The organism is Pseudomonas sp. B21-032 (genome assembly GCF_024748965.1).
Lineage (GTDB): Bacteria > Pseudomonadota > Gammaproteobacteria > Pseudomonadales > Pseudomonadaceae > Aquipseudomonas.
Genome location: NZ_CP087180.1, coordinates 5,186,034 through 5,203,018, shown reverse-complemented (window position 1 = coordinate 5,203,018; position 16,985 = coordinate 5,186,034). Strand labels below are relative to the sequence as shown.

Sequence of the window (16,985 nt, the reverse complement as noted above, 5' to 3'; positions counted from 1 at the left end):
CGCCTCATACTATTGAGTTGAATGAGTTTTATATGACCAAGCAAAAACACAACGTCAGCGCCGAAGAGCTGGTCGAACTGACCAAGTCCGCCCTGGAAGACGTCAAGGCCCAGGACATCCAGGTTATCGACGTAAAAGAAAAGCACAGCCTGACCGACTACATGATCATCGCCACCGGTACCTCCAACCGCCAGATCAGCGCGATGCTGGAAAAGGTCCGTGAGCAGGTCAAGGCCAAGGGCGTGCAGCCGTTGGGCGAAGAAGGCAAGGGCGACAGCGACTGGGTACTGCTGGACCTGAATGATGTCATCGTCCACATGATGACTGCCGCTGCCCGTCAGTTCTACGACCTTGAGCGTCTGTGGATGGGTGCCGAGCAGAGCCGTGCCGCCGATGGCAAGCACCACAGCCCGGAAAACACCCACGACTTTGCAGACAAGCTGAAAGATCGGGAATAAGGAAGGCTCGTGCGTCTGCGTCTGATCGCGGTCGGCTCGCGCATGCCCAAGTGGGTCGAGGACGGTTGGCATGAATATGCCAAGCGCCTGCCCGCGGAGCTGTCGCTGGAGCTGGTGGAAATACCGCTCAATACCCGGGGCAAGAATGCCGACGTCGCCCGCCTGATCCGTCAGGAGGGTGAGGCCATGCTCGCCAAGGTCCAGCCAGGGGAACGGATTGTCACCCTGGAGGTCCATGGCAAGCCCTGGAGTACCGAGCAACTGGCGGTCGAGCTGGACCGCTGGCGGCTGGATTCGCGTACCGTCAACTTCATGGTCGGCGGCCCCGAAGGGCTGGCGCCGGAAGTCTGTGCGCGGGCCGAGCAGCGCTGGTCGCTGTCGCCGCTGACACTGCCCCACCCGTTGGTAAGGATACTGATCGGCGAACAGCTGTACCGCGCCTGGACCGTATTGTCCGGGCACCCCTACCACAAATAAGCCTTAAGCCTTTTCAATGTCGCAGCCGATTCGCCTCAAGGATCACGAGAAAGACGCCCGTCTGGTGCGTAGCCGCGTCGTGGTCGGTGCAGTGGCGATCGTCCTGCTGATTTGCGTGTTGATCGCCCGCCTGTATTACCTGCAGGTGATCCAGTACGACTATCACTCGACCCTGTCGGAAAACAACCGGGTGCATGTGCAGCCGATTCCGCCGACTCGCGGGCTGATCTTCGACCGCAACGGGGTGATCGTCGCCGATAACCGGCCAAGCTTCAGCCTGACCATGACCCGTGAGCGCTCCGGCGACTGGCAGCAGGTACTCGATGTGATCGTCGAGGTGCTCGAGCTGACCCCGGACGACCGCACCCTGTTTGAAAAGCGCATGCGCCAGGGCCGCCGGCCGTTCGAGCCGGTGCCGATCCTGTTCGAGCTGACCGAAGAGCAGATCGCCCGGGTTGCGGTGAACCAGTTCCGCCTGCCCGGCGTTGAGGTGGTCGCCCAACTGGTGCGCCATTACCCGCAGGGAGCGCACTTTGCTCACTCGGTCGGTTATGTCGGGCGGATCAACGAGAAAGAGCTCAAGACCCTCGACCCGGTCAACTACAGCGGCACCCACCATATCGGCAAGACCGGCATCGAGCGCTTCTACGAGCCGGAACTGCACGGCCAGGTGGGTTACGAAGAGGTTGAGACCAACGCCCGTGGCCGGGTATTGCGGGTGCTCAAGCGCACCGACCCGATCCCCGGCAAAGACATCGTCCTGAGCCTCGACATCAAGCTGCAGGAAGCTGCCGAGGCCGCGCTGGGCGGGCGCCGCGGCGCCATTGTCGCACTCGACCCAAATACCGGCGAAGTACTGGCGATGGTCAGCCAGCCAAGCTTTGACCCCAACCCGTTCGTCACCGGCATCAGCTTCAAGGCCTATGCCGAGCTGCGCGATTCGATCGACCGGCCGCTGTTCAACCGCGTGCTGCGCGGCCTGTACCCGCCGGGTTCGACCATCAAGCCGGCAGTGGCCATCGCCGGCCTCGACAGTGGTGTGGTCACCGCCAGCAGCCGAGTGTTCGACCCGGGCTTCTACCAACTGCCCAATTATGACCACAAGTACCGCAACTGGAACCGCAGCGGCGACGGCTGGGTCGACCTCGACCTGGCGATCATGCGCTCCAACGACACCTACTTCTACGACCTGGCGCACAAGATGGGCATCGACCGTCTGTCCAGCTACATGAACAAGTTCGGCCTCGGGCAGAAAGTCTCCCTCGACATGTTCGAGGAGTCCGCCGGCCTGATGCCGACTCGCGAATGGAAGCGCGCCACCCGCCGCCAGGCCTGGTTCCCGGGCGAGACGCTGATCCTCGGTATCGGCCAGGGCTACATGCAGACCACGCCGCTGCAGATGGCCCAGGCCATCGCCCTGATCGCCAGCAAGGGCAAGTGGAACCGTCCGCACCTGGCCAAGACCATCGAAGGCCAGCCACCGGTGGACGAGAACCCGATGGAAGACATCGTCTTGCGTGACAAGTCCGACTGGGCCAGGGTCACCCATGGCATGGAGCAGGTGATGCACAACGCCCGCGGTACCGCCCGCGCCGCCGCCGCCGGTGCCCAGTACCGGATTGCCGGCAAGAGTGGTACCGCCCAGGTGGTAGCGATCAAGCAGGGCGAGAAGTACGACCGCAACAAGGTTCAGGAACGCCACCGCGACCACGCCCTGTTCGTCGGCTTCGCCCCAGCAGAGAACCCGAAGATCGTGGTTTCGGTGATGATCGAAAACGGCGAAGCGGGTGGCCGCGTCGCGGCGCCGGTGATGCGTCAGGTAATGGACGCCTGGTTGCTCGACGAGCATGGCCGGCTCAAATCCGAGTTCGCTCCCGCCACCGTCGTTCAGGAATCGGCCCAGTGAAGAACAATTTCGATCGCATGCTTTCCAGCGAGGACGTAATGCGTCGTCGCGCAAGCTTCCTGCAGCGCATCCATGTCGACGGCCCGTTGCTGATCCTGCTGCTGACCCTGGCTGCCGGCAGCCTGTTCGTGCTCTATTCGGCCAGCGGCAAGAACTGGGACCTGCTGCTCAAGCAAGCCAGTTCGTTCGGCATCGGCCTGGTGTCGATGTTCGTCATTGCCCAGCTCGAACCACGTTTCATGGCGCGCTGGGTGCCCCTTGCCTATGTGGTCGGGGTGATCCTGCTGGTGGTGGTCGACGTCATGGGCCACAACGCCATGGGCGCCACGCGCTGGATCAACATTCCCGGGGTGATCCGCTTCCAGCCCTCGGAGTTCATGAAGATCATCATGCCGGCGACCATCGCCTGGTACCTGGCCAAGCGCTCGCTGCCGCCGCATTTGAAGCACGTGGTGATCAGCCTGATCCTGATCGGCCTGCCGTTCATCCTCATTGTGCGCCAGCCAGACCTGGGTACCGCCTTGCTGATCCTCGCCTCCGGCGCCTTCGTGCTGTTCATGGGCGGCCTGCGCTGGCGCTGGATCCTCAGCGTGGTGGCGGCGGCAGTGCCGGTGGCGGTGGCGATGTGGTTCTTCGTCATGCACGACTACCAGAAGCAGCGGGTACTGACCTTTCTCGACCCGGAAAGCGATCCGCTGGGCACCGGCTGGAACATCATCCAGTCGAAAGCGGCGATCGGCTCGGGCGGGGTGTTCGGCAAGGGCTGGCTGCTGGGCACCCAGTCGCACCTGGACTTTCTCCCGGAAAGCCACACCGACTTCATCATCGCCGTGCTCGGCGAGGAGTTCGGCCTGGTCGGCATCTGCGCGCTGCTTTTGATCTACCTGCTGCTGATCGGCCGCGGCCTGGTGATTACCGCCCAGGCCCAGACGCTCTACGGCAAGTTGCTGGCCGGCAGCCTGACCATGACCTTCTTTGTTTATGTGTTCGTCAATATCGGTATGGTCAGCGGCTTGTTGCCCGTGGTGGGGGTGCCGCTGCCCTTCATTAGTTATGGCGGAACTTCGTTGGTGACGCTGCTGTCAGCGTTTGGGGTTTTAATGTCGATCCATACGCATCGCAAATGGATTGCGCAGGTTTGAATAAGGTGAAGAATTACATGCAAGCAATGCGTGGCTGGGCGGCTCGTTGTGCGCCCTGGGTCGGCTTTGTAGGTTTGCTCGGCGGCGCGCAAGGCGCTGCTGCCGGCGACTACGACGGCTCGCCCCAGGTAGCCGAGTTCGTCGGCGAAATGACCCGCGACTACGGTTTTGCCGGTGAGCAACTGATGGGGGTGTTTCGCGAGGTTCAGCGCAAGCAGTCGATCCTTGACGCGATCTCGCGCCCGGCTGAACGGGTAAAGCCCTGGAAAGACTACCGGCCGATGTTCCTCACCGACGCCCGCGTCGCCCGCGGCGTCGACTTCTGGCGCCAGCATGAGGCCACCCTGGCCCGCGCCGAACAGGAGTACGGCGTGCCGGCCCAGGTGATCGTCTCGATCATCGGCGTCGAAACCTTCTTTGGCCGCAACACCGGCAATTACCGGGTGATTGATGCGCTGTCGACCCTGGGCTTCGATTACCCGCCGCGTGCCGAATTCTTCCGCAAGGAGCTGCGCGAGTACCTGTTGCTGGCCCGTGAAGAGCAGGTCGACCCACTGACCCTCAAGGGCTCCTACGCCGGGGCCATGGGCTTGCCGCAGTTCATGCCGAGCAGCTTTCGCGCCTACGCCGTGGATTTTGACGGCGACGGCCACATCAACATCTGGAACAACCCGGACGATGCCATCGGCAGCGTTGCCAGCTACTTCAAGCGTCATGGCTGGGTAGCCGGCGAACAGGTGGTCAGCCGCGCCACGGTGCGTGGCGAACGCGTCGACGAAGGCCTGAGCCCGGGCATCGACGCGGTCAAGACGGTCGGGGAGTTGCGGGCACTGGGCTGGTCGAGTCATGATGCGCTGCGCGATGATCTGCCGGTCACCGCCTTCCGGCTCGAAGGTGACAACGGCCCGGAATACTGGCTGGGCCTGAAAAACTTCTACGCGATCACTCGCTATAACCGCAGCGTGATGTATGCCATGGCAGTGCATCAGCTCTCGGACCTGCTGGTTCAAGCACGGGGCGCCAAGTAATGCGCGTAATGTTCTCCGCTACATCGCTGAAACTGCTTGGTTGCGCGGCCCTGGGCCTGGTGCTGGTGAGCTGTTCGAGCAGCCGCCCGAGCACCTCCACCCCGGGTAATGCCAATGTCGTGCGGGCCAAGCCTGGCCTGGACATCAACCGGGCCCACAAGGACGGCGCGCCATGGTGGGACGTCGACGTCTCGAAGATCCCCGACGCGACCCCGACCGTGCACACCGGCAACTACAAGGCCAACCCCTACACCGTGCTGGGCAAGACCTACTTCCCGATCCCCGACTCGCGCAACTACCGCGCCGAGGGCACGGCATCCTGGTACGGCACCAAGTTCCACGGCCAGAACACCGCCAACGGCGAGGTCTATGACCTCTACGGTATGAGCGCGGCGCACAAGACCCTGCCGCTGCCGGCCTACGTCAAGGTTACCAACCTCGATAACCAGCGCAGCGTGATCCTGCGGGTCAACGACCGCGGGCCGTTCTATTCCGACCGCATCATCGACCTGTCGTACGCGGCGGCGAAGAAGCTTGGCTATGCCGAGACCGGCACCGCGCGGGTGCGCGTCGAAGGCATCGACCCGAAACAATGGTGGGCCCAGCGGGGCCAGCCGGCGCCGATGGTCCTCGACCAGCCGCAAGTGGCCCAGACCCAGGCGCTGCCGGCCAGCACCGGCACGGTCGAGCAATGGACGCCACCGCCGCAGCAGCACGCCGCTGCGGTCGTACCCCTGCAAGTCGCCAGCAACAACACGATGGCCAGCAATGGTCTTTACTTGCAGGTCGGCGCTTTTGCCAACCCCGATGCCGCCGAACTGCTGCGCTCCAAGCTCAGCAGCATGGTCAGCGCACCGGTGTTCATCAGTTCGATCGTGCGCAACCAGCAGACCCTGCACCGGGTCCGCCTGGGGCCGATCAACAGCCAGGGCGAAGCCCAGCAGATGCAGGACAGCGTGCGCCTGGCCAATCTGGGGCAGCCCAAAGTCGTCACGGCAGACTGATCGGGGGGACTGATCGGTTTGTCATGCAGCCGGGCGCAGCCGCCATGTACAATGGCGGTTTTGCCCGTCAGGCCATGCGCCTGTAAACGTTTTGCCCATGAGGGCATGAGCCCATTAGCCATTTCGAGAGACGGATGAACATAACCAGCTTTGCCAAACGCCTTTGCCTGCTTGTACCGCTGATGATTGCCCCTGCCGCCTTCGCGGCAGAGCAAATGATGCCGTCGCCGCCGCAACTGGCTGCCAAGTCCTACGTGCTCATGGAAGCCTCCAGCGGCAACATCCTGGTCGAGAACAATGGTGACCAGCGTCTGCCTCCGGCGAGCCTGACCAAGCTGATGACCGCCTACATCGCGACCCTGGATATCCGCCGCGGGCAGATCGGCGAAAACGACCCGGTCACTGTCAGCGAAAACGCCTGGCGCACCGGCGGTTCGCGGATGTTCATCAAGGTCGGCACCCAGGTCAGCGTCAGCGACCTGCTGCACGGCATCATCATCCAGTCGGGTAACGACGCCAGCGTCGCCCTCGCCGAGCACATCGCCGGCAGCGAAGACGCCTTCGCCGACATGATGAACAAGACCGCCGGCGACCTGGGCATGAGCAACAGCCACTTCATGAACCCGACCGGCCTGCCGAACCCCGAGCACTACTCGTCGGCTCATGACATGGCGGTGCTGGCGCGCGCGATCATCCACGAAGACCCGGCTCACTATGCGATCTACTCGCAGAAAGAGTTCTTCTGGAACAACATCAAGCAGCCTAACCGCAACCTGCTGCTGTGGCGCGACAAGACCGTCGACGGCCTGAAAACCGGCCACACCGACGAAGCTGGCTACTGCATGGTGTCTTCGGCAGTACGTGACGGCATGCGCCTGATCGCCGTGGTCTTCGGTACCAACAGCGAGCAATCGCGTGCGGCCGAAACCCAGAAGCTGCTGACCTACGGCTTCCGCTTCTTCGAAACCCAGACCTTCTACCAGAAGGGTACCGAGCTTGCCCAGGCACCGGTCTGGAAGGGCGCAACCAATCAGGTCAAAGCCGGTCTCGCCGAAGACCTGACCATGACTTTGCCTAAAGGCCAATTGAAAAAGCTGGCCGCAAGCATGACCATGAACCCGCAATTGATCGCTCCGATCAACAAAGGTGACGTGATCGGTAAAGTGGAAGTCAAACTGGATGACAAGGTTGTCCACAGTGCCGACCTGATCGCGCTGGATGGCGTTGAGGAAGGTGGTTTCTTCCGTCGTGTGTGGGATAGCATTCGGCTATTCTTCTACGGGTTGTTCAACTGATATCGTGACCTGCCACGCCCCCGCCACTCATGCGGGGGCGTTGTTGTTGCCACGGCTTACGAGGCCGTTACTGCTATGACCGAAGCTGACAAGTCGCACAAAATCGAATTCCCCTGCGCCGATTACCCGATCAAGGTCATCGGCGACACCGTGGTCAATTTCAAGGACACGGTGATCGAGATCCTCAAGAAGTACGCCACGGTCGACATGAGTACCCTGGCTGAACGTCAGAGCAAGGAAGGCAAGTACACCACGGTGCAACTGCACATCATCGCCACGGGTGAAGACCAGCTGCACGATATCAACAGCGCCCTGCGCGCGACCGGAATCGTGAAAATGGTGCTCTGATGCCCGCGTGCCTCGGCTTTCGCGACCTCGGCCTGCTGCCTTACGAGCCGGTGCTGGAGGCCATGCGTCGGTTTACCGACCAGCGTGGCCCGGGCACCGCGGATGAGGTATGGCTGGTTGAACACCCGGCGGTGTTCACCCAGGGCCAGGCTGGCAAGGCCGAGCATCTGCTGGTACCGGGTGACATCCCGGTGGTGCAGACCGATCGCGGCGGCCAGGTGACCTATCACGGCCCGGGTCAGCTGGTGGCGTACCTGCTGCTGGATGTACGCCGCCTGGGTTTTGGCGTGCGCGATCTGGTCAGCCGCATCGAGCGCTGTCTGATCGAGTTGCTGGCCAGTTACAACGTCGAGGCGGCGGCCAAGGCCGATGCCCCAGGCGTTTATGTCGACGGGGCGAAGATCGCCTCGCTCGGCCTGCGGATTCGCAATGGCTGTTCGTTCCACGGCCTTGCCTTGAACGTGGACATGGACCTGGCGCCATTCCGCCGGATTAACCCCTGCGGGTATGCGGGGCTGGCCATGACCCAGCTGCGCGACCAGGCAGGCTCGATCGAACTCTCTGAGGTAAGGGCAAGGCTGCGCGGGCAGCTGGTCAAGCACCTCGACTATGCTGAGCAGACGACCCTTACGGGCGGAATCTTCTGAATATGACTACTGTTGTGCAAGAACCAGTGCAAAGCGTGACGCCAGCGCCTCGGCCGAAGGTCGAGGCGGGTGTCAAACTGCGTGGCGCGGAAAAAGTCGCGCGTATCCCGGTAAAGATCATCCCCACTGACGAGCTGCCAAAGAAGCCTGACTGGATTCGCGTGCGTATCCCGGTTTCGCCGGAAGTCGACCGCATCAAGCAACTGCTGCGCAAGCACAAGCTGCACAGCGTCTGCGAAGAAGCCTCCTGCCCGAACCTGGGCGAGTGCTTCTCGGGCGGCACCGCGACCTTCATGATCATGGGTGACATCTGCACCCGTCGCTGCCCGTTCTGCGACGTCGGCCATGGCCGGCCGAAGCCCTTGGACGTCGACGAGCCGAAGAACCTCGCCGTGGCCATTGCCGACCTGCGCCTGAAGTACGTGGTGATCACCTCGGTGGACCGCGACGACCTGCGCGACGGTGGTGCCCAGCATTTTGCCGACTGTATCCGTGAGATCCGCGCGCTGTCGCCGGGTGTGCAGCTCGAGACCCTGGTGCCGGACTACCGCGGGCGCATGGATGTGGCCCTGGCGATTACCGCTGAAACCCCGCCGGATGTGTTCAACCACAACCTCGAAACCGTACCGCGCCTGTACAAGGCCGCGCGTCCGGGTTCGGACTACCAGTGGTCGCTGACCTTGCTGCAGAAGTTCAAGGAACTGGTGCCGCACGTACCGACCAAGTCCGGGCTGATGCTGGGCCTTGGCGAAACCGATGAAGAAGTGATCGAAGTGATGCATCGCATGCGCGAGCACAACATCGACATGCTGACCCTCGGCCAGTACCTGCAGCCGTCGCGCAGCCACTTGCCGGTGCAGCGTTTCGTGCACCCGGACACCTTTGCCTGGTTCGCCGAAGAAGGTTACAAGATGGGCTTCAAGAACGTTGCTTCCGGTCCGCTGGTGCGTTCTTCGTACCATGCCGACCAGCAGGCGCATGAGGCCAAGATCAAGCTCTGATCGACAGCCTGGTTGTCTCGATGCCGATGTCTGCTGCAAAGCGACATCGGCATTTTTGTTTGCCGACCTGTCCACACAAGGAGTCGTCTGGATGAACCTTCCCTTCACCCATCAGGCCGATGTGCTGTCTCACGCCCAGCCGTTGCCCATGGCCTTGCCCGCTGGCGGGCTGATCGCAATCATCGCCCCGGCAGGTCCCGCCCAGGTCGATACGCTCAAGGTCAACCAGTGGTTCGAAGCGCGCGGCTATCGCTGCCGGATCTACCCGGGAGTGACCGCCGCCGAGGGTTATCTGGCCGGTAGCGATGCGCAGCGCCTGCAAGACCTGCACAGTGCATTTGCCGCTAAGGATGTCGATGCCATCATCTGCCTGCGCGGTGGCTACGGCAGTATGCGCCTACTGGAAAACATCGATTTCGACTTGCTGCGCCGGCATCCCAAGCCGTTGGTCGGCTACAGCGACATTACCGCGCTGCACACGGCGATTGCCCGTCATGCCGGGTTTGTGACTTTCCATGGTGCCATGCTCAAGTCGGAGCTGCTGGGCAACAAGCAGGAGCCGACACTCTCTTCGCTGTTCGAGCAGCTGCGCGGCCAGCTGGGCGCCGGTGACCGTCTTGAGCACCCTCAGGCCTGGCCATTGACCAGCATCCTGCCAGGCTCTGCCAGCGGGCCTTTACTGGGGGGGAATCTGTCGTTGTTGTGCGCGACCCTGGGCACCCCGGCAGAACTCCACTGTGATGGCGGTATTCTGTTTATCGAAGACGTCAACGAGCCGCTGTACCGGGTCGACCGCCTGCTGACGCAATTGCGTCTGGCGGGTAAGCTCGAAGGGATTCGTGGCGTGCTGGTCGGGGATTTTGCCGGGATTGCACTAGAGGCGCTGGCGCCCTTGCTGCGCCAGTTCTTTGCACCGCTGCAGGTGCCGGTGCTGGCCGGCTGGCGCAGTGGTCATTGCGACCCGAACCTGACGTTGCCGATGGGGGCCAGGGTGTGCCTGGATGCCGATGGCAAGTGTTTGCGACTGGAGCAGGATTTGTTTGAGCGCCATCGCGGGCAGGCCAGAGTGACCTGCCCCGCGAGGTGCTTCAGCGCTGACGCAAGCTATCGAGCAGCTTGTGCGTCGGATAGCCATCAGCCGGCCAGCCCAGCGCCTGCTGGGCGCTGCGGATGGCCTTGCGGGTGTTGGCGCCGATAATGCCGTCGGCGGCGCCGGCGTCGTAGTTGCGGGCACTGAGCAGGGTCTGCAGCTCGACACGCTCGCTGCGGCTCAGTGGCAGGTCATCCTTGGGCCATGAGCCGGCAATGTAGCCCGAGCCATCGAAGCGCTGGCCGAGCAGGCCGACGGCCATGGCGTAGGACGACGAGTTGTTGTATTTGAGGATCGCGCGGAAGTTGTCCAGTACCAGGAATGCCGGGCCGCGATAACCGGCCGGCAACAGCAGGGCGGCGGACAGCTGCTCGCTGCCGGCTGGCAAGCGTACACCGGCGGGCAGTTTCAGGCCCATCTGCAGCCATTCCGATACCGGCTTGCGCTGGCTGCCATCGGCCAGCCAGTAGTCGAAGCCAGGCGCCAGCTGCACCTCAAAACCCCAGGGCTCGCCGCGTTTCCAGCCGGAGCTTTGCAGGTAATGCGCAGTCGAGGCCAGGGCATCAGCCGAGCTGTTCCAGATATCCCGGCGGCCGTCGCCGTCAAAATCCACGGCATGGGTGTTGTAGGTGGTGGGGATGAACTGGGTCTGGCCCATGGCCCCGGCCCACGAGCCCTTCATGGCGTCGGGCTGGATATCACCGTTTTGCAGGATTTGCAGCGCCGCGATCAACTGCGCCTGGGCGAATGCCGGGCGGCGGCCTTCATAGGCCAGGGTGGCGAGAGAGCGGATAACCGATTTGTTGCCCTGGAACTGGCCAAAGTTGCTCTCCATTCCCCACACCGACACCAGCACATTGCGGTCGACGCCGTAGCGTTGTTCGATCTGGCTCAGCAACTCGGCATGTTTTTCCAGCAGGCCTTTGCCGTTGCGTACCCGCAGTGGCGACAGCGCACCATCGAGGTACTCCCATACCGGCCGGGTAAACTCAGGCTGGCTGCGGTCGGCCTTGATCACATCCATGTCGGGTGTGACACCGAGGAATGCGCGGTCGAAGGTGCTGGCATTGATACCCGCTTGCAGGGCTTGCTGGCGGAATCCCGCCTGCCATTGGGCGAAGCTTTGCAGCGGCTGGATCTCGCTGAGCGTGTCGACGGCAGGGGTGGGCAGGGTGACGACTGGAGCCGGTTGGGCAGGGGCCAGCGGCAGCGCATCGGCGGCGGTGGGTTTCTCCGCGCAGGCGACAAGCAGGATGAGGCTGGAGGCGGCAATCAGCTGGCGAGGTTGCCAGCGACGGGAAAGACAAAGGGGCATGCACAGGTCCAGGTATTTCAGGTCAGGTGCCGACCATACCATGCCTGCCGGATTCTTGCCTTTATGCGGCCAAAAAGTAAGAAGCCTCCCAATCTCTCGATTGGAAGGCTTCGCGGCGGTAGCTGCCTTTGCCTTTGCCGGCGCGTTCCTGGCGGCTGCGGAACAAGGGCTGGGCGACGATGGATTTGGCCTTGTTGGGCCCGGGCTTTGCGGGTTTTTTGCTCATGACAGGGAGTCCTGCAGGGTGGGTGTGGGGCGCAATATAGGTGTGAAGTTATCGCGGGGCAAGCCCGCTCCCACACAAATCGGTAGGAGCGGGCTTGCCCCGCGATACATTTCACTCCGCCGGCAAAGCCAGGCGCTGCCCCGCCATCAACAACGACAAGCGCGCCAGGCTGGTCCACGCTGAACCCTGGGCCTGGCCCTTGATCTGCGCATCGATGCGCTGGGCATCCTGCAGCAACTGGCTCCAGCGCTGCGCCGAATGGCGTTGCAGGGCTTTGCTCATCAGCGGCTTGCGCTTGTCCCAGACCGGCGGCCGGGCCTGGCTGAAGGCCTTGTCCAGCGGCACGCCCTGGCTGAACTGCTGGGCAAGCCCGGCCAGCAGGCGCAGTTCCCGGGCCAGGGCCCAGAGAATCACCGGTGGCTCGACACCTTCGCCGCGCAAGCCCTCAAGCATGCGCAAAGCATGGGCTGCCTCGCCATTGAGGATCGCATCGACTAGGCCGAACACATCGAAACGGGCACTGTCGGCTACCGCCGCCTGGACCGTTTCAACCGTGATCTGATTGCCTTCGGCCAGCAGCTTGAGCTTCTCGATCTCCTGGGCTGCTGCCAGCAGGTTGCCTTCAACCCGGGCGGCGATCAGGTCAACCGCGTCGCGCTGGGCGCTCAGCCCGGCCTGGGACAGGCGCTGGCTGATCCATTGCGGCAACTGGTGGCTGTCTACCGGCCAGATCTGCACGAACTGGACGTGCTGGCCTTCGATCAGCGCCTTGCCCCACTTGGTCTTCTGCGCACTGCCATCGAGCTTGGGCAGGCTGATCAGCAGCAGGGTGTCTTCGGCAGGCTTGGCGCAGTACTCGATCAGTGCTGCCGCGCCCTTGTCGCCAGGCTTGCCGGAGGGCAGGCGCAGCTCGAGCAGGCGGCGCTGGGCGAACAGCGACAGGCTGGCCCCGGCCTGGAGCAGGGTGCCCCAGTCGAAGTTGGCGTCGGCGCTGAACACCTGGCGTTCATCGAAGCCTTGCTGGCGCGCCGCGGCACGCACGGCGTCGGCCGCTTCCTGGCACAGCAGCGGGTCATCGCCGCTGATCACGTAAACCGGCGCGAGGCTGCCTTGCAGGTGTTTGTTGAGCTGGGCGGGAGTTAGTTTCATGATGGCAGACGGGGCACCGAAGTGCCCCGTTCAGTCTCAGTTGCGCGGCAGTTGCAGCGGCGACTGCTGAGGCGTTTCGTCCTGGGCACGGCGGGCAGCTTCCAGGGCGTCGGCTTCGGCTTGCGCACGTTCGTCAGCCTTTTGTTGCAGGCCTTCAAGCTGGCTCGGGGTCAGCAGTTGCAGGCGTACGAGCATGTTCTGCACCAGGTCGCGGCGCATTTCCTTGCGGGTCTGGTTGGCTTCCTGGTCGGAACCGGTGATGTTGTTGCCGTCATGCACGTAGATCTTGCGCACTTCGAGCTTGTCGTTGAGCAGGTTGGTGTCGTTGTGACCTTCGATGCTGTAGCTCAGCACGGTGGTCAGTTCGTACTCGGCCGAGCGCCCGGAACCGGCGTAGGTTGCCGCACGCTGGGACTCTTGTTCGTTGGTCAGCACCAGCTTGTAAGGCGCGCCGGCGTGGACATTGACGCCGTTGCTTTGCAATGCCTGGCGCAACTGCAGCACGGTATCGCCGTAGGCGTTACGCGCGCTCAGGTCCAGTTCCTTGATCGCCAGTTCCGTGTTGCCGGTACCGCGCAGCTGGAAACCGCAGGCGCTGAGCATAACGGCCAGGCCCATTACCAGCAGATTGCGTTTGATCATGTTGTAGCTCCCTTGTGGGCCGATTCTGTGCGCCGGCCCGCGCTGTGGCGGGCCGGCTTTTCCTGTCAGTTGGCGACGATGTTGACCAGCTTGCCCGGTACCACGATGACCTTGCGGATGCTCAGGCCTTCGGTGAAGCGCAGCACGTTCTCGTTGCTGCGCGCGGCGGCTTCGACTTCTTCACGGCTGGCCGCGGCCGGCATTTCGATCTGGCCACGCAGCTTGCCGTTGACCTGGATGACCAGGACGATGCTGTCCTGGACCAGGGCGCTCTCGTCCAGTACCGGCCAGGCCGCATCGATCACTGCGTCCTGGTGGCCCAGGCGCTGCCACAGCTCGTGGCTGATGTGCGGGGTAATCGGCGCCAGCAGCAAGGTTACTGCTTCCAGGCCTTCCTGCAGCAGGGCGCGGTCCTGTTCGCTGGCTTGCGGGGCTTTCTCCAGTACGTTCATCACGGTCATCACCTGGGCGATGGCGGTGTTGAACTTGTGGTGCTGGCCGACATCGGTGCTGGCCTGCTTGATGGCTGCGTGGATGGCGCGGCGGATCACTTTTTGCCCGTCATCGAGGCTGGCGACATCCAGCTTGCCCGGCAGGCCCTGGGCCACGTGGGCCTGGGCCAGGCGCCAGACGCGGCGCAGGAAGCGGTTGGCACCTTCGACGCCGGAGTCGGACCATTCCAGGCTCATGTCCGGCGGCGAGGCGAACATCATGAACAGGCGGCAGGTGTCGGCGCCGTAGGCTTCGATCATCGCCTGCGGGTCAACGCCGTTGTTCTTGGACTTGGACATCTTCTCGGTGCCGCCGATCTCGACCGGCAGGCCGTCGGTTTTCAGCGTGGCGCCGATGATCTTGGCCTTGGCGTCGCGCTCGATCTCGACGTCGGCCGGGTTGAACCAGTCCTTGCCGCCGTTGCTGGCAACGCGGTAGTAGGTTTCGGCAACGACCATGCCCTGGGTCAGCAGGTTCTTGAACGGCTCGTTGGAGGTGACCAGACCTTCGTCGCGCATCAGCTTGTGGAAGAAGCGCGCGTACAGCAGGTGCAGGATCGCGTGTTCGATACCGCCGATGTACTGGTCGACCGGCAGCCAGTGGTTGGCCGCTTTCGGGTCGACCATGCCGCCTTCGTAGTTTGGCGAGGCGTAGCGGGCGAAGTACCACGACGACTCGACGAAGGTGTCCATGGTGTCGGTTTCACGCTTGGCCGCGGTGCCGCATTTCGGGCAGCTGCACTCGTAGAACTCGGGCATGCGCGCCAGCGGCGAGCCGGCGCCATCGGGCACGACGTTTTCTGGCAGGATGACCGGCAGTTGCTCTTCCGGTACCGGCACATCGCCACAGGACGGGCAGTGGATAATCGGGATCGGGCAGCCCCAGTAGCGCTGGCGGCTGATGCCCCAGTCGCGCAGGCGGAACTGGGTGCGGGATTTGCCCAGCTCTTTCTTGATCAGCGCCACTTCGATGGCGTCGAACGCGCCGGCGAAGTCCAGGCCGTCGAATTCGCCGGAATTGATCAGCTGGCCGTGCTCGCCATAGGTGGCCAGCCACTCGTTGCCGACTTCATCGCCAGCGCTGGTGCGCACCACTGCCTTGACCGGCAGGTTGTACTTGTGGGCGAACTCGAAATCGCGCTCGTCGTGTGCCGGTACCGCCATTACTGCGCCATCGCCGTAGTGCATCAGCACGTAGTTGGCGACCCACACCGGCAACTTCTCGCCGGTCAGCGGGTGCTCGACGAACAGCGAGGTGGCCAGGCCCTTTTTCTCCTGGGTGGCGATGTCGGCTTCAGCGACGCTGCCGCTCTTGCATTCATCGATGAAGGCTTGCAGCTCGGGGTTGCCCTGGGCAGCCTGGGTGGCCAGCGGGTGCTCGGCGGCAACGGCCACGTAGGTGGCGCCCATCAGGGTGTCCGGACGGGTGGTGAAGACTTTCAGCACCCCGGCGTGGCCGATGCTGGCCTGGTCGTAGGGGAACTGCACTTCCATGCCGCGGGACTTGCCGATCCAGTTGCGCTGCATGGTCTTGACCTGCTCAGGCCAGCCCGGCAGCTCGTCGAGGCTTTCCAGCAACTCGTCGGCGTAGTCGGTGATCTTGAAGTAGTACATCGGGATTTCGCGCTTCTCGATCAGCGCGCCCGAACGCCAGCCGCGACCGTCGATGACCTGCTCGTTGGCGAGCACGGTCTGGTCGGCCGGGTCCCAGTTCACGGTACCGTTCTTGCGGTAGATCACGCCTTTTTCGAACAGGCGGGTGAACAGCCACTGTTCCCAGCGGTAGTAGTCCGGCTTGCAAGTGGTGACTTCACGCGACCAGTCGAATGCCAGGCCCAGGCTCTTGAGCTGGGTCTTCATGTAGTCGATGTTTTCGTAGGTCCACTTGGCCGGGGCGACGTTGTTCTTCATCGCGGCGTTTTCCGCCGGCATGCCGAAGGCGTCCCAGCCCATTGGCTGCAGGACGTTCTTGCCGAGCATGCGCTGGTAACGGGCGATCACGTCACCAATGGTGTAGTTGCGCACGTGGCCCATATGTAGCTTGCCGCTTGGGTACGGGAACATCGATAGGCAGTAGTACGTGTCCTTGCCTGGCTGTTCACTGACTTCAAAAGACTTTCGCTCATCCCAGTAAGACTGGGCGGCGGCTTCGATTTCGCGGGGCTGATAGAGTTCGTGCATGGCTACTTTGCGCTGAGAAATGGGAGACCTTATCCAGGCAGCGATCAAACCGCTGCATCGGCAATCCGGTGTCAAGTATGGTGAACGCCCTAGCATACATGACCCCTGTCCACCGAGGGAAACCCTGATTGCACCGCCTTTGGCGCGGCGGGCCGTTGGTCGCGGCGTCCGGCTGCTTTTGCGAGTAACGCTAAGCTCATGTGTGGGGGGAGATATATTTATCTTCAATGAGGTGAACGGATGGGAGAGTCGCAGCAACAAGTAACCAAACCGGAGCTTTACGAACGGCTGATCGATCGTCTGGGCCTGGCCCTCGAGGTCGCCAGAACCTCCGTTCGATTACGCGATGAAGTGCCTGCTGAATTGGAGTTGCGTGGTTTGAGCCGCGCTGAATTCGAAGTGATCAAGGCCTATCTGGAATCCCTTCCGGAGGGCGGGCATGGACGCGTCGGCGCATTGCCACACGTGGAGACGCCACCTGCGGCCAGAGTTGTCTGGCTCAAGGACAAGCGCTCCGCTACCACAGCGAAGTCCAGGACGCTGCATTTCAAGTAGCTGTTCGGGTTTTTCCGGCGCAAGGCGGAG

General features: G+C 62.9%; 17 protein-coding genes. 12 read left to right on the top strand and 5 right to left on the bottom strand.

Going from position 1 to position 16,985, the window contains the following annotated elements; genetic code table 11:
• The first annotated feature begins 32 nt into the window (after positions 1 to 32).
• The 11 genes from rsfS (at position 33) to LOY54_RS23965 (ending at position 10,504) form a co-directional block, all read left to right on the top strand.
• Positions 33 to 458 carry a ribosome silencing factor gene (gene rsfS / locus LOY54_RS24015; RefSeq protein ID WP_045199877.1) on the top strand — a complete coding sequence of 142 codons (426 nt, stop codon included), beginning with the start codon at positions 33 to 35 and terminating at the stop codon, positions 456 to 458.
• 9 nt (positions 459 to 467) lie between these two features.
• A complete protein-coding gene (gene rlmH, locus LOY54_RS24010) occupies positions 468 to 935 on the top strand; it encodes a 23S rRNA (pseudouridine(1915)-N(3))-methyltransferase RlmH (protein WP_045199875.1) in 468 nt (155 codons plus the stop codon).
• A 16-nt stretch (positions 936 to 951) separates the two neighbouring features.
• Positions 952 to 2,841: a penicillin-binding protein 2 gene (mrdA, locus tag LOY54_RS24005; RefSeq protein WP_045199872.1), complete on the top strand. Its 1,890-nt coding sequence runs from the start codon at positions 952 to 954 to the stop codon at positions 2,839 to 2,841.
• A 38-nt stretch (positions 2,842 to 2,879) separates the two neighbouring features.
• Complete coding sequence (gene rodA / locus LOY54_RS24000) at positions 2,880 to 3,983, top strand: rod shape-determining protein RodA (RefSeq protein ID WP_045200058.1); 1,104 nt, start codon at positions 2,880 to 2,882, stop codon at positions 3,981 to 3,983.
• A 17-nt stretch (positions 3,984 to 4,000) separates the two neighbouring features.
• Positions 4,001 to 5,011, top strand: a complete 1,011-nt coding sequence (gene mltB / locus LOY54_RS23995; protein WP_045200056.1) for a lytic murein transglycosylase B — start codon at positions 4,001 to 4,003, stop codon at positions 5,009 to 5,011.
• A complete protein-coding gene (locus LOY54_RS23990) occupies positions 5,011 to 6,015 on the top strand; it encodes a septal ring lytic transglycosylase RlpA family protein (protein ID WP_258608172.1) in 1,005 nt (334 codons plus the stop codon). The genes mltB and LOY54_RS23990 overlap by 1 nt, the downstream gene beginning before the upstream one ends.
• Positions 6,016 to 6,149: 134 nt before the next feature.
• The gene (locus LOY54_RS23985; RefSeq protein ID WP_045199868.1) at positions 6,150 to 7,310 is read left to right on the top strand and encodes a D-alanyl-D-alanine carboxypeptidase family protein; all 1,161 of its coding nucleotides are present in this window, start codon (positions 6,150 to 6,152) and stop codon (positions 7,308 to 7,310) included.
• A gap of 75 nt (positions 7,311 to 7,385) precedes the next feature.
• Positions 7,386 to 7,658: a DUF493 domain-containing protein gene (locus tag LOY54_RS23980; protein WP_045199865.1), complete on the top strand. Its 273-nt coding sequence runs from the start codon at positions 7,386 to 7,388 to the stop codon at positions 7,656 to 7,658.
• On the top strand, positions 7,658 to 8,305 hold the full coding sequence (lipB, locus tag LOY54_RS23975) for a lipoyl(octanoyl) transferase LipB (RefSeq protein ID WP_045199863.1): 648 nt from the start codon (positions 7,658 to 7,660) through the stop codon (positions 8,303 to 8,305). The genes LOY54_RS23980 and lipB overlap by 1 nt, the downstream gene beginning before the upstream one ends.
• Before the next feature lie 2 nt (positions 8,306 to 8,307).
• A complete protein-coding gene (lipA, locus tag LOY54_RS23970; protein ID WP_010222903.1) occupies positions 8,308 to 9,306 on the top strand; it encodes a lipoyl synthase in 999 nt (332 codons plus the stop codon).
• A gap of 91 nt (positions 9,307 to 9,397) precedes the next feature.
• Positions 9,398 to 10,504: an LD-carboxypeptidase gene (locus tag LOY54_RS23965; protein ID WP_408980539.1), complete on the top strand. Its 1,107-nt coding sequence runs from the start codon at positions 9,398 to 9,400 to the stop codon at positions 10,502 to 10,504.
• Here LOY54_RS23965 and LOY54_RS23960 read toward each other — a convergent pair.
• The 5 genes from LOY54_RS23960 to leuS all read right to left on the bottom strand — a co-directional run bounded on the left by LOY54_RS23960 (position 10,395) and on the right by leuS (position 16,400).
• A complete protein-coding gene (locus LOY54_RS23960) occupies positions 10,395 to 11,711 on the bottom strand; it encodes a lytic murein transglycosylase (RefSeq protein ID WP_045200053.1) in 1,317 nt (438 codons plus the stop codon). The genes LOY54_RS23965 and LOY54_RS23960 overlap by 110 nt on opposite strands.
• Positions 11,712 to 11,772: 61 nt before the next feature.
• Positions 11,773 to 11,937 carry an alternative ribosome rescue factor ArfA gene (gene arfA, locus LOY54_RS23955; protein ID WP_045199858.1) on the bottom strand — a complete coding sequence of 55 codons (165 nt, stop codon included), beginning with the start codon at positions 11,935 to 11,937 and terminating at the stop codon, positions 11,773 to 11,775.
• Between the two features lie 111 nt (positions 11,938 to 12,048).
• Positions 12,049 to 13,086, bottom strand: a complete 1,038-nt coding sequence (gene holA / locus LOY54_RS23950) for a DNA polymerase III subunit delta (RefSeq protein WP_258608169.1) — start codon at positions 13,084 to 13,086, stop codon at positions 12,049 to 12,051.
• A 36-nt stretch (positions 13,087 to 13,122) separates the two neighbouring features.
• On the bottom strand, positions 13,123 to 13,728 hold the full coding sequence (gene lptE, locus LOY54_RS23945) for an LPS assembly lipoprotein LptE (RefSeq protein ID WP_045199854.1): 606 nt from the start codon (positions 13,726 to 13,728) through the stop codon (positions 13,123 to 13,125).
• 65 nt (positions 13,729 to 13,793) lie between these two features.
• Positions 13,794 to 16,400 carry a leucine--tRNA ligase gene (gene leuS, locus LOY54_RS23940; RefSeq protein WP_258608167.1) on the bottom strand — a complete coding sequence of 869 codons (2,607 nt, stop codon included), beginning with the start codon at positions 16,398 to 16,400 and terminating at the stop codon, positions 13,794 to 13,796.
• A gap of 240 nt (positions 16,401 to 16,640) precedes the next feature.
• Between leuS and LOY54_RS23935 the strand changes: the two genes are divergently transcribed.
• On the top strand, positions 16,641 to 16,955 hold the full coding sequence (locus LOY54_RS23935; protein ID WP_045199850.1) for a hypothetical protein: 315 nt from the start codon (positions 16,641 to 16,643) through the stop codon (positions 16,953 to 16,955).
• Positions 16,956 to 16,985: the final 30 nt, after the last annotated feature.

What these genes read in the sequence shown, in the direction of transcription:
- rsfS (WP_045199877.1), top strand. Translation starts at nt 33, where the DNA reads ATGACCAAGCAAAAACACAACGTCAGCGCCGAAGAGCTGGTCGAACTG.
- mrdA (WP_045199872.1), top strand. Translation starts at nt 952, where the DNA reads ATGTCGCAGCCGATTCGCCTCAAGGATCACGAGAAAGACGCCCGTCTG.
- rodA (WP_045200058.1), top strand. Translation starts at nt 2,880, where the DNA reads ATGCGTCGTCGCGCAAGCTTCCTGCAGCGCATCCATGTCGACGGCCCG.
- mltB (WP_045200056.1), top strand. Translation starts at nt 4,001, where the DNA reads ATGCAAGCAATGCGTGGCTGGGCGGCTCGTTGTGCGCCCTGGGTCGGC.
- LOY54_RS23990 (WP_258608172.1), top strand. Translation starts at nt 5,011, where the DNA reads ATGCGCGTAATGTTCTCCGCTACATCGCTGAAACTGCTTGGTTGCGCG.
- LOY54_RS23985 (WP_045199868.1), top strand. Translation starts at nt 6,150, where the DNA reads ATGAACATAACCAGCTTTGCCAAACGCCTTTGCCTGCTTGTACCGCTG.
- LOY54_RS23980 (WP_045199865.1), top strand. Translation starts at nt 7,386, where the DNA reads ATGACCGAAGCTGACAAGTCGCACAAAATCGAATTCCCCTGCGCCGAT.
- lipB (WP_045199863.1), top strand. Translation starts at nt 7,658, where the DNA reads ATGCCCGCGTGCCTCGGCTTTCGCGACCTCGGCCTGCTGCCTTACGAG.
- lipA (WP_010222903.1), top strand. Translation starts at nt 8,308, where the DNA reads ATGACTACTGTTGTGCAAGAACCAGTGCAAAGCGTGACGCCAGCGCCT.
- LOY54_RS23965 (WP_408980539.1), top strand. Translation starts at nt 9,398, where the DNA reads ATGAACCTTCCCTTCACCCATCAGGCCGATGTGCTGTCTCACGCCCAG.
- LOY54_RS23960 (WP_045200053.1), bottom strand. Translation starts at nt 11,711, where the DNA reads ATGCCCCTTTGTCTTTCCCGTCGCTGGCAACCTCGCCAGCTGATTGCC.
- arfA (WP_045199858.1), bottom strand. Translation starts at nt 11,937, where the DNA reads ATGAGCAAAAAACCCGCAAAGCCCGGGCCCAACAAGGCCAAATCCATC.
- holA (WP_258608169.1), bottom strand. Translation starts at nt 13,086, where the DNA reads ATGAAACTAACTCCCGCCCAGCTCAACAAACACCTGCAAGGCAGCCTC.
- lptE (WP_045199854.1), bottom strand. Translation starts at nt 13,728, where the DNA reads ATGATCAAACGCAATCTGCTGGTAATGGGCCTGGCCGTTATGCTCAGC.
- leuS (WP_258608167.1), bottom strand. Translation starts at nt 16,400, where the DNA reads ATGCACGAACTCTATCAGCCCCGCGAAATCGAAGCCGCCGCCCAGTCT.
- LOY54_RS23935 (WP_045199850.1), top strand. Translation starts at nt 16,641, where the DNA reads ATGGGAGAGTCGCAGCAACAAGTAACCAAACCGGAGCTTTACGAACGG.